General features: G+C 58.5%; 11 protein-coding genes and 2 pseudogenes. 6 read left to right on the top strand and 7 right to left on the bottom strand.

The features are described 5' to 3' along the window. Window positions 1-26: 26 nt before the first annotated feature. Complete coding sequence (locus tag ACWGZX_RS25050) at window positions 27-977, bottom strand: GlxA family transcriptional regulator (RefSeq protein WP_452625873.1); 951 nt, start codon at window positions 975-977, stop codon at window positions 27-29. 256 nt (window positions 978-1233) lie between these two features. On the opposite strand from ACWGZX_RS25050, the gene ACWGZX_RS25045 reads away from it, so the two are divergent. Beyond that, window positions 1234-1956 carry a pirin family protein gene (locus ACWGZX_RS25045; RefSeq protein WP_452625872.1) on the top strand — a complete coding sequence of 241 codons (723 nt, stop codon included), beginning with the start codon at window positions 1234-1236 and terminating at the stop codon, window positions 1954-1956. Window positions 1957-2057: 101 nt separating this feature from the next. Here ACWGZX_RS25045 and ACWGZX_RS25040 read toward each other — a convergent pair. After that, window positions 2058-2348: pseudogene (locus tag ACWGZX_RS25040) on the bottom strand (LysR substrate-binding domain-containing protein); the annotation flags it as partial. 175 nt (window positions 2349-2523) lie between these two features. Between ACWGZX_RS25040 and ACWGZX_RS25035 the strand changes: the two are divergent. Then, window positions 2524-2856 (top strand): annotated as a pseudogene (locus tag ACWGZX_RS25035) (alpha/beta hydrolase); the annotation flags it as partial. Here the strand turns inward: ACWGZX_RS25035 and ACWGZX_RS25030 are convergent. Further along, window positions 2828-4639: an ABC transporter ATP-binding protein gene (locus ACWGZX_RS25030; protein WP_452629063.1), complete on the bottom strand. Its 1812-nt coding sequence runs from the start codon at window positions 4637-4639 to the stop codon at window positions 2828-2830. The pseudogene ACWGZX_RS25035 and the gene ACWGZX_RS25030 overlap by 29 nt on opposite strands. Then, on the bottom strand, window positions 4639-5658 hold the full coding sequence (locus tag ACWGZX_RS25025) for an AraC family transcriptional regulator (protein ID WP_452625871.1): 1020 nt from the start codon (window positions 5656-5658) through the stop codon (window positions 4639-4641). The genes ACWGZX_RS25030 and ACWGZX_RS25025 overlap by 1 nt, the downstream gene beginning before the upstream one ends. 167 nt (window positions 5659-5825) lie before the next feature. On the opposite strand from ACWGZX_RS25025, the gene ACWGZX_RS25020 reads away from it, so the two are divergent. From ACWGZX_RS25020 to ACWGZX_RS25010, 3 genes are all read left to right on the top strand, one after another. Continuing rightward, entirely contained in the window at window positions 5826-6677 is an 852-nt protein-coding gene (locus ACWGZX_RS25020) for a 3-hydroxybutyryl-CoA dehydrogenase (RefSeq protein WP_452625870.1), read from the top strand. Beyond that, the gene (locus ACWGZX_RS25015; RefSeq protein WP_223511618.1) at window positions 6664-7266 is read left to right on the top strand and encodes a TetR/AcrR family transcriptional regulator; all 603 of its coding nucleotides are present in this window, start codon (window positions 6664-6666) and stop codon (window positions 7264-7266) included. The genes ACWGZX_RS25020 and ACWGZX_RS25015 overlap by 14 nt, the downstream gene beginning before the upstream one ends. Window positions 7267-7452: 186 nt before the next feature. Further along, entirely contained in the window at window positions 7453-7866 is a 414-nt protein-coding gene (locus ACWGZX_RS25010) for a VOC family protein (protein ID WP_223511616.1), read from the top strand. 72 nt (window positions 7867-7938) lie between these two features. On the opposite strand, the gene ACWGZX_RS25005 is transcribed toward ACWGZX_RS25010, so the two are convergent. The 3 genes from ACWGZX_RS25005 to ACWGZX_RS24995 all read right to left on the bottom strand — a co-directional run bounded on the left by ACWGZX_RS25005 (window position 7939) and on the right by ACWGZX_RS24995 (window position 10637). Beyond that, on the bottom strand, window positions 7939-9165 hold the full coding sequence (locus ACWGZX_RS25005; RefSeq protein WP_452629062.1) for an RtcB family protein: 1227 nt from the start codon (window positions 9163-9165) through the stop codon (window positions 7939-7941). A 16-nt stretch (window positions 9166-9181) separates the two neighbouring features. Continuing rightward, window positions 9182-10201, bottom strand: coding sequence for an ABC transporter substrate-binding protein (locus ACWGZX_RS25000; protein WP_452625869.1), 1020 nt, complete (start codon window positions 10199-10201; stop codon window positions 9182-9184). Between the two features lie 220 nt (window positions 10202-10421). Further along, window positions 10422-10637: a TOBE domain-containing protein gene (locus ACWGZX_RS24995; RefSeq protein ID WP_452625868.1), complete on the bottom strand. Its 216-nt coding sequence runs from the start codon at window positions 10635-10637 to the stop codon at window positions 10422-10424. Window positions 10638-10966: 329 nt separating this feature from the next. Here ACWGZX_RS24995 and ACWGZX_RS24990 point away from each other — a divergent pair, with 329 nt between their 5' ends. Further along, window positions 10967-11173, top strand: coding sequence for a hypothetical protein (locus ACWGZX_RS24990; protein WP_452625867.1), 207 nt, complete (start codon window positions 10967-10969; stop codon window positions 11171-11173). Window positions 11174-11187 lie beyond the last annotated feature (14 nt).

Below are 11187 nucleotides of genomic sequence, written 5' to 3'. Positions count from 1 at the left end.
ACGGTGCGTGCAACGGACACATGGCGCTAGCTGAACTGTTCACGGTATTGGCTGGGTGTCAGGCCGAGTTTTTCGCTGAACAGAAAACGCATGTGCCGCACACTGCCGAAGCCACTTTTGAAGGCCACGGTCTTGAGCGGCACGTCACTGGTTTCCAGCAGGCTCCTGGCGCGATCGATGCGTGCGTTTTGCAAAAACTCCATGGGCGTCATGTTCACTTCCCGGGCAAAAACCCGGGTGAAATGGCGCGCGCTCATGTTTGCCAGGCTAGCCATGCGTTCGATACTGAACGCTTCCTCCAGATTTTCGAGCAAATGGTTTTGCAGTCGGGTGATCGGTGTTTCATGGGGAGCGACCGCGGCCATCAACGGGCTGAACTGCGCCTGCCCTCCCTGGCGTTTCATCACCACCAGCAGCACTTTGGCCACGTCCTGCGCGACTTTTTTGCCATGGTCTTCGGCGACCACCGCCAGCGCCAGGTCGATGCCGGCGGTTACGCCGCCGGAGGTAATGAGATTGCGGTCCTGCACATAAATCTGATCGGTCTCCACCGTGGCCTTGGGAAAACCTTTGATCAACCGTTCGGTGTAATGCCAGTGAGTGGTCACGCGGTAACCGTCGAGCAAACCGGCGTGCCCCAACAAAAAGGCGCCGGTGCAGATCGAACCATAGCGCCCGGCGCGATTCACAGCGCCCTTGAGCCAGCCGAGCAACGGCGGAAATTTCTCGTTATAGGCACCGGGGCCGCCAGGCACCAGCAGCAGGTCGTAATTGTTAATCGCCTGATCAATGTGCAGATCGGCCTGAACCCTGACGCCATTGGAGGCACGCAACGCTTCAGGCTCGGTGCCGATGGTCGTGAGCATGTAGTGGTCAGCCGGGGCCAGGTATCGGTTGGCGATGGAAAACACTTCCATGGGACCGGCCATGTCGAGCAGGAGAAAGTCCGGAAACAACACCATAGCGACGGTTTTCATGGGTCAAAATCACTGAAGTCAGAAAAGAATACTGGCCAGACACCGGTCCCACAGGGGTGTGCGTCCGGCATCCAATAGTGCTGTGCATTATGGCCAATCGTGGCATCGACGTCGGATCAGAATACGTGATCCCCCGCACACAATCGTCAACCTGAAAGAGACAGTGTTTCAATTTCCATCTACTTATTGCATCAGCCAGTAACCATTAACCTTCTCCTCACTCGGACGAATCATCGTCCCAACAGGAGATTTCATCATGCTGACCCTTCGCAAAGCCTCGGATCGCGGCGCGGCCAATCACGGTTGGTTGAAGTCGTTCCATACCTTTTCCTTCGCCAACTACCGCAACCCGAAAGAACAGGGTTTTTCCGACCTGTTGGTGATCAACGATGACCGCGTGGCGGCCGGTAAAGGTTTCGGCCAGCACCCGCACCGCGACATGGAGATATTCTCCTACGTGCTCGACGGTGCGCTTGAACACAAGGACACGCTGGGCACCGGTTCGGTGATCCGCCCCGGTGACGTGCAGCTGATGAGCGCCGGCAGTGGCGTGGCCCACAGCGAGTACAACCACTCGGCGACACGGCCCGTGCACTTCCTGCAAATCTGGATCGTGCCAGAAGTGAGTGGTGCCAAACCGCGTTATCAGCAAGAGCATTTCAGCACGCAAAAGAAGCGCGGGCGTCTGCAACTGATCATCTCCCCCGTCGGCGACAAGGGTTCGCTGAAGGTGCGCCAGGATGCACGGGTGTACGCCGCGCTGATCGACGGCAAGGAAAGCGCCGCGCTGGAACTGGCCGCGAATCGTTATGCCTACGTGCATGTGGCCCGTGGCAGTGTCGAACTCAACGGCGTGCCGTTACAGGAAGGTGACGGCGTGCGGGTTCGCGATGAGCAGGTGCTGACGTTGAGCAACGGTGTGGATGCCGAAGTGCTGGTGTTCGACCTGCGCCCGCAAGAACTGCCTGAAATGCCATAAGATCAAGAGCTCGCAGCCTCGTTTCACTCAACAGCTCCTACAAGGTTTTGCGTTCACCTGTAGGAGCTGTCGAGTGAAACGAGGCTGCGATCTTTTTGCCTTCACTCACCCGTGCCTGAAAACACCGCGACAATTTCATCAATCACCGCCAGCACCCGCGCGGTGTGCCGCAAGTCGGCGTGGGTCACTAGCCAGACGTCATACGGCAGCGGTCGCGTGCGCTCCGGCCAGAGCCTGACCAGCCCGTCCCTCTCCCCCATGTACACCGGAACTTCCCCAAGCCCGATGCCCGCTGCAATGGATCGACGCACCAACAAGCTGGAGCTCAGGCTCGACACAATCCGCCCGCGAGTCAACGGTTCCGACACCAGTGTCATGTCCTTTTGGCTTTGTCAGTTGTCCCCACCCCCACCACGCATCTGTTAAAACCCGTCCTTTCCCGCTGATCTTCCGGACCGCCGCATGTTGTCGAGTTGGATGAGCCGCTTGAGCCGTCGTTGGCTGCCGCTGCTGTGCATGGCCATACTGATCGTCGGCCTGCCGGTGAGTTGCGATGTGCTCAAGTACACGCTGGGCGATGCCGTGGCGCAAGTGGCCGACAACAACCTGCCGGTGAAATGGCTGCCGGTGCGTTGGCTGGTGTCGCAGAAATTCGACTCCATCGACAAGATTGTCGACATCGACATGCCGCTGTTGGTGGTTCACGGCCTGGCCGACCCGCTCATGCCTTCACGTTTCAGCCAGCAATTGTTCAATGCCGCCAACGAACCCAAGCGCCTGCTGCTGGTGCCCGGTGGTACGCATAACAACAGCATGAGTCTGGGTGGCAGCCAATATCGCCAGGCAATCGATGGCTTGATGAAAGCAAAACCTAGCGGTAACCCCGGGCTTGCAGGTTGAACAACTGCGCGTAGCGTCCGCCCGCGTTCACCAGGCTGTCGTGATCGCCGCGTTCAAGAATCGCCCCCTGGTCCAGCACGATGATGTGGTCCGCATTGCGCACGCTGGAAAACCGATGGGAAATCAGCAACGTCATGCGACCTTCGGTGTGCTCGCTGAAATGCTCGAACACCGCCGCTTCCGCCGCCGGATCGAGTGCCGACGTCGGTTCATCGAGAATCAGGATATCGGCGTCGCGACGCATGTAAGCACGCGATAGCGCGATCTTTTGCCACTGCCCCCCGGACAGCTCTTGCCCACCGGCAAACCATCGCCCCAATTGCGTGGCATACCCGCGATCCAGACGCTCGATGAACGGCGCGGCCATGCCCTGCGCCGCCGCGTCCTGCCAGCGCTGTTCATCATTGAACGCCAACGTGTCGCCGACGCCGATGTTTTCGCCCACCGAGAATTGGTAGCGGATGTAATCCTGAAAAATCACGCCGATGCGCTGTCGCAGCACGTCCTCCTTCCAGGTCTGCAAATCGCTGCCGTCGAGCAAAATACGGCCTTGATCGGGTCGGTACAAACGGGTCAGCAACTTGATCAGTGTGGTCTTGCCCGAGCCGTTCTCCCCCACCAGCGCCAGGCTGCGCCCCGGAACCATGTGCAGATCGATGCCTTCCAATGCCGCACGACTCGCACCCGGATAACGAAAACTGACGTTCTCGAAACGCAAACCATCGCCCGGCACCGCGCCCTCGGTGAGATGTCCGGAATCGGCCACCACCGGTTCGGCCAGGTATTCATAAAGGCTCGACAGGTAAAGGCCGTCTTCATAGAGACCGCTGATGGCGCTCAAGCTACTGCTGACCGCGGTTTGCCCCTGCTTGAACAACACCAGGTACATGGTCATTTGCCCCAGGCTGATGTTGCCGTGAACGGTATCGACCACCACCCACGCATACGCCAGGTAAAACGCCGACGTGCCGAGCAGGCCCAGGACAAATCCCCAACCATCGCGACGCAACGTCAACCGGCGGTCTTCGGCGTAGAGACGCGCGAACGTGTCGCGATAACGCTTCAACAACAGCGGCGCGAAACCGAACAATTTGACCTCTTTGATGTACCCCTCGTGGGACAACAGCGTCTCGATGTAATTCTGCTGCCGGCTCTCCGGCGCCCGGCGGGTGAACAGCCGAAAAGCATCCCCGGAAAAATGCGCCTCGGCGAAAAACACCGGCAATGCACCGACCACCAACAGCACCAGCGCCCACGGCGAAAAGTGCACCAGCAACACGCCGAAGCTGATCAGCACAATCAGGTTCTGGATCAACCCCAACGACTTCATCACCAACGCCAGCGGCCGGGTCGAAGCCTCGCGCCGCACCCGCACCAGCTTGTCGTAAAACTCGGAATTCTCGAACTGCACCAGCGACAACGTCTGGGCTTTCTCCAGAATCATCGTGTTGACCTTCTGCCCCAACTGCACCCGCAACAGCGACTGCTGAACCGACAACGCCCGCTGAGTACCAGACAACAACGCCAGCACCCCCGCCTCCATCAACACATAACGCACCACCGGCCACAACGGCGCACTGCCCTGCTGCGCGTGCAACTGCATGGCACTGACCACGGCATCGACGATGCGTTGACCTATCCAGGCGGCAAGCGCCGGGAGTACGCCGGCGATCAGAGTAGCCAGGACCAGGCCGAGGAATAATCCGCGAGAGGTGCCCCAGACCAGCAGCAAGGCGCGTCGGGCCTGGTCGAACAAGGCGGTGAAGCGGCCAACCATGGGGATCACCCCGAACACTCCACCTGAAACCGCGCCCGATACCGCCCCGGGCTCTCCCCCGTCCATTTCTTGAACGCCCGATGGAACGCGCTCGGTTCCTGAAAGCCCAGCCGCTCAGCGATATCACTGATGCTCGCCTTACTCTGGCGTAATTGCTCAAAGGCCACGCCTCGCCGCACTTCGTCCTTGATCTCCTGATATGAGCACCCTTCACGCTCCAATTTGCGGCGGAAGGTGCTGGGGCTCAGGTGTTGTTCCAGGGCGAAATCCTGCAGGGTCGGCCATTCGCTGTAATCGCTGTTGCGCAGGCGCTGGTGGACTTGCGAGGCCAGGCCATGTTGGTTGCGGAAGCGGATCACCAGCCATTGCGGGGCCGTGCGCAGGAATACTTTCAGTGAGGCCAGATCTTGAACCACCGGCAGGCGCAGGTAGTGGCTGGCGAATTCGATTTCGGTGCGCTCGGCGCCGAAGGTCAGGTTGGGGCCCCACAGCAGGCGGTCATCGCTGAGGGACACGCGTTCATGACGGAAGTCCGCGCGATCGATGGGGATGCGTCGCCCCCCGAGCCAGCACAGCAGACTGATCATCAGCACCAGGAACGTCTCTTCGCCAAAACGGCTGACCTCGTCGTTTCGCGCGTGGGTGTCCAAGCTGATGAATGCGCGCTTGCCGCGCACTGTCAGGGTGCCACGGAAGTCGCGCAGGAACAGACCGAAATTGGCCAGGCACTGGCGCATGGCTTTGTGCAGGTCGGGCTCCTGAATCAAGGCACGGCAGATCAACGCGAAGCTGCCCGGCGGCATGCCGTGGGAGTCGAGGCGGAAAAACTCGTCGTTCAACTCGCGGATCTGAATCAACCACAGCTCGGCAAACGCGCTGGCCGACACCCGCGCCGTGGGCTCAGACATCAACGCCGGATCGATACCGGCCTGTTCCAGCGCAGCCTTCAGGCGCTGCGGATCTTGCGCCAGTGCATGGATCATTGCCTGCACGAAATAAACGGCAACCGAGTCGTTTTCCCGCATGTGAACGTTTCTCTCCCTAACACTTGAACTGGCAAAAAACGCCAGCACCGTTGAACAGTTGCGGCATAGGACAACCGGGCTGCCGGTTCTAGACTCGCGGCCAATAGTACGCCTTCGACCGTTGTCACGGCCAAGGTATCGCACGGTATGACCGGAAGGACGGCAACATGAATCTGCAAAACATTGGCGTGATCGGCGCGGGCACCATGGGCAACGGCATTGCGCAGGTCTGTGCGCTGGCTGGCTTCAACGTGACCCTGATCGACATCTCCGACAGTGCCCTGCAAAAGGCCCTGGCAACCGTCAGCAAAAACCTTGATCGCCAGGTCGCCAAGGAAACGTTGACCGAGGAGCAGAAGAACGCAGCCCTCGACAAGATTCGCACCAGCACCCAATACGATAGCCTGCAGAACGCGCAACTGGTGATCGAAGCGGCCACCGAAAACCTCGATTTGAAACTGCGCGTGCTGCAACAAATTGCCGCGCAGGTCAGTGCCGAGTGCGTGATTGCTTCCAACACCTCGTCGCTGTCGATTACCCAACTCGCCGCCAGCGTCAGCCAGCCTGAGCGCTTCATCGGCCTGCACTTCTTCAACCCGGTGCCGGTGATGGGCCTGATTGAAGTGATTCGCGGCCTGCAAACCAGCGACAGCTCGCACGCCCTCGCCCTGGACATGGCGACAACCCTGGGCAAAACCGCGATCACCGCCGGCAACCGCCCGGGTTTCGTGGTCAACCGGATTCTGGTGCCGATGATCAACGAAGCGGTTCTGGTATTTCAGGAAGGTCTGGCCAGTGCCGAAGACATCGACGCTGGCATGCGTCTGGGCTGCAACCAGCCGATCGGCCCGCTGGCCCTGGCGGACCTGATCGGTCTGGATACCCTGCTGGCCATTATGGAAGCCTTCCACGACGGCTTTAACGACAGCAAGTACCGCCCTGCTCCACTGCTCAAGGAAATGGTCGCCGCCGGCTATCTGGGGCGCAAAACAGGACGTGGATTCTATGCCTATGCCTGAACGTTGCTCGCGCTTTGCCGAGTACCGGGACAAAGTGCTGGAGTTGTTCTCCAGCAAGGGTTTCGGTCAGGTCGGCATGCGTGAACTGGCCGCGTGCCTGGGGCTCTCCCCGGGTTCGTTGTATCACCATTACCCGAGCAAGCAGCACTTGCTGCTCGACCTGATCGAGGAGTTCTACGAAGAACTGTTGGCGACCCTGGGTCGCCTCGATCAAAAGGGCCCGGCCAAACGCGACAAACTGCAAAGCCTGATCCGCGCGCATTTGAATCTGCACCGGGAAATGCCCTGGCATTTTCGTCTGGCGGAGCGTGATGCCGGTTGCCTCAATGACGAGCAACAAGCGCGCGTCCGGCAATTGCGCGAGCAATACGAACAGCGATTGCTGCTGATGATCGGCACCAAATCGCGGGTCGGTGAACAGGCGCAACGTGCCACTGCACACGCCATCGCCAACTTGCTCAACAGCGCCCCCAGTTGGTTGATGCAACATTCGCTGAACGAACATGAGCATGATGAACTGCTGGAGAACCTGGTGAGCGGGGCCATTGAGCGCCTGCTTCGGCCCTCGGCACCGCGTGCAGTGGCCTGAGGAGCTGACGCAATGTCAGCACACCGAGGCCGCTGGTCGTCATAAAACCCAGCGCTTCAATAGAAAAAACATCTAAAAAAATTTTGCCAATCACTCCCTCTAACGCTTTGCTAATGGCGTCCAATCACTGCGGAGCTGACGGTTAATCCAACCTCGTTCGGCTTCCTTCGTTACCGGGAGCAAATCATGAAAATCAATCCCTACCTGATCTTCAACGGCGACTGCAAAGCGGCCTTCACCTTCTATGCCCAAAGCTTGCCCGGCAAGATCGAAGCCATGATGACCTTCGGCGAGACCCCGGCCGGCGAACACGTACCGACGGACCTTCACAACCTGATCATTCACACCCGCCTCGTCGTGGGGGATCAGGCCATCATGGGGTCCGACACCACACCGGATCGTCCTGTCGATGATATGGCCGGTTTTTCGGTATCGCTGAATGTCGACAGCATCGCGGAAGCTGAACGCGTGTTCGCTGCGTTGTCGAAAGACGGCACCGTACAAATGCCGCTGGAACAGACGTTTTGGGCGGCACGTTTCGGCATGCTGGTGGATCGGTTTGGCGTGTCGTGGATGGTCAATTGCGAGAAGGATCAGTGACCGTGTCAGGCCTGAAAAAACGCAGCCTGAAAAGACTGGGTTTTCTGGCCTGACTCACTATTGCCGAAGGGCTCAGCCCTTTACGCACACCACCTGACGCAGGGTGTGCAGCACTTCCACCAGTTCGCGCTGGGCGTGCATGACGTGATCGATGTCCTTGTAGGCCATCGGGATTTCATCGATGACCGCCGCATCTTTGCGGCACTCGACATGGGCGGTGGCGCGGATCTGGTCTTCCACAGTGAACAGGCTTTTCGCTTTGGTGCGACTCATGGTGCGGCCGGCACCGTGGCTGCAGGAACAGAACGATTGCTCATTGCCGAGCCCGCGGACGATGAAGCTTTTCGCGCCCATCGATCCCGGGATGATCCCCAACTCGCCCTTCTGCGCCGACACCGCGCCCTTGCGGGTGACAAGTATGTCCTGACCAAAGTGCCGCTCTTTTTGCACGTAGTTGTGGTGGCAGTTGACCGCCTCCAGCGCCACCTCAAAGGGTTTGCTGATCACTTTGCGTGTCGCCTGAATCACCGATTGCATCATCAATGCACGGTTCTGTCTGGCGAAGTCCTGGGCCCAGCCCACGGCTTCGACGTAGTCATTAAAGTGGCGGCTTCCTTCGTTGAAGTAGGCCAGGTCACGGTCCGGCAAGTTGGCTAGGTGCTGGCGCATGTCGGCCTGGGCCAGTTGAATGAACAGGTTGCCAATGGCGTTACCAACCCCGCGTGAACCGCTGTGCAACATGAACCAGACGCGGTTGGTCTCATCCAGGCACACTTCTATGAAATGGTTGCCGCTGCCCAGCGTGCCCAAGTGCACGCGGTTGTTGGTGCTGGCGAGTTTCGGGTACTTGGCGGTAATCGCCTTGAACCGAGAATCCAGTGCGGCCCAGGCCTGATTGGCCTGTTTCGGAACACTGTCCCAGGCACCCTTGTCGCGGATGCCACGCCCCATAGTACGGCCGTGGGGCACCGCTTTTTCGATGGCGCAGCGCAAGCCGTGCAGGTTGTCGGGTAAATCAGCCGCCGTCAGCGTGGTGCATGCGGCGATCATGCCGCAGCCAATGTCGACCCCGACGGCAGCCGGAATGATCGCGCCCACCGTCGGAATCACACTGCCGATGGTCGAGCCCTTGCCCAGATGGACGTCAGGCATCACCGCCAGGTGTTTGAAGATGAACGGCATCTTCGCGGTGTTGATCAACTGCTGCCTGGCTTCGTTTTCTACCGGGACGCCTTCGGTCCAGAGTTTGATCGGTTTGCCGTGGGCGACTTCCAGTAGTTGATAGGTCGGTGTTTGCATGATGTGCGATTTTTTCTCAACTGCCTGCACCGCCATGTGCTTCCTCAAAGAAGTAATCTTTCCAACTGTCAGCCTTGTTTTTCAGCACACCTAACGCCTGCAGTTTCTCGGCGTAGATATAGGTTCGCTGTGGTACCACGGTAAAGTCGATTTCGGGGTCGGCGACGATCTTCTCAACCAAGGGTAAGGATAGTTTCGATTGCTCCACACGGATATAGGTCTGGGCTGCCGCCGGCTTATCGGCCTTGATGATTTTCTCGGCCTCGGCCAGCGCCGCGTAAAACGCCTTATAGGTTTTCGGGTTTTCGTCGTGGAATTTCTCAGTGGTGTACAGCACGTTAAACGTAGCCTGGCCACCCAGCACGTCGTAGGAGCTCAGCACCTTGTGCACATTGGGACTTTGCAGCTCCTGGTACTGGAACGGCGGGCTGGAGAAATGTGAGTTGATCTCCGAACCGCCAGCAATCAGCGCCGATGTCGCATCGGGATGGGCCAGGCTGATCGAGATGTCGTCAAACTTTTTGAAATTGTCCGCGCCAAACTGCTTGGCCGTTTCGATCTGTAAAGTGCGCGACTGGAAACCGACACCCGCTGCCGGCACCGCGATGCGGTCCTTTTCGGTGAAGTCCTTGAGGCTTTTCACATTCGGATTGTTGGTCAACAGGTAGTTGGGCATCGACCCCAGCGAAGCGATGGCCTTGACGTTTTGTTTGCCCTTGGTCCGATCCCAGATCGTCAACATCGGCGGCACGCCTGCCGAGACAACATCCAGCGCACCGGCCAGCAGCGCTTCGTTCATTGCGGTGGCACCCGAGATGCTGCTCCAGTCGACCTTGATGTCGAAGCCCTGCTCCTTGCCATGTTTCTCGATGAGCTGCTGGTCGCGCACCACATCCAGAATCAGGTAACCGATACCAAACTGCTGGGCAATGCTGATTTTGCCTTCGGCCTGAACGACGGGACTGAGTAACGCACTCACCGCCGCCACGGAAGTGGCCAACAGGGTCAATGCGCTGCGTTTGAAAGGTGTCGTCATGAAAACCTCAAGGTGACGGGGACGCTAATACCGATAAGTGCAGGAACGACACAATCCGTAGCGGCTGGCGAAGCCTGCGTCCGGCTGCGAAGCAGTCGTAAATCCTGAGTTTGCGGTCTTCCTGAAACACCGCATCGCCTGATTTCACGACTGCTGCGCAGCCGGACGCAGGCTTCGCCAGCTGCTACAAAGTGCGTTTTGGCTGAACTGACTGTCGGGGTCAGAGCTTGGCGATGGAGACCTCGGTGGATTTGACGAAGGCAATCACTTCACTGCCCACTTTCAATTCAAGATCGCGCACCGAGCGGGTGGTAATCACTGAGGTGACGATTCCGGAGGCGGTTTGCACGTCGATTTCGGACACCACGTCGCCCTGGACGATTTCCTTGATGACGCCTTTGAACTGATTACGGACGTTGATCGCTTTGATGGTCATGATGAGGCTTCCTGTCTGATGGCGGGCGTATCCGTACGGATGCGCAGGCCCTCAAAGTGCATCACCTACACAAACAACAAAAGGAATAAATAATTATCTATTTATTCCTTTTTTGAATATAAAACCGTCATGCGATCGTCAGGTTTGCGTGCACTACAACCATTCGTCGCATGGGAAAACCCTGGACGCAAATGCTCAAAGTGTCTGGCGCGGGGATTGCACAGGCCGGTCGTAGCCGCACGGAAACGACGTAATTCTGACGCAGCAACAATCAAATTAATAATTAAGGACCCCAGCGCAACGCTTGGTGAGTCATCCGGAGATTTAACGTGTCAACCCTCAGTGAAATCGCAGCGAACCACGCGAGAATGGCTAAAACAAAGGTACAAGAGTCGACCGGATTGATTGAGCGGCACGTGCAAATTGTGGGTAGCTTCGAAGTCTCCTCCCTGGAAGAACCACCGCATATTCCACTGCACCTGATGGCTGGCGTGCAGGACAACCACCTCGGACAGGTACCGGCCTACCAGCTCTGAGCGTGTTTGCGCAC

This window comes from Pseudomonas sp. CLCA07, from assembly GCF_053615335.1.
This window is presented reverse-complemented; position numbering and strand designations above follow the sequence as displayed.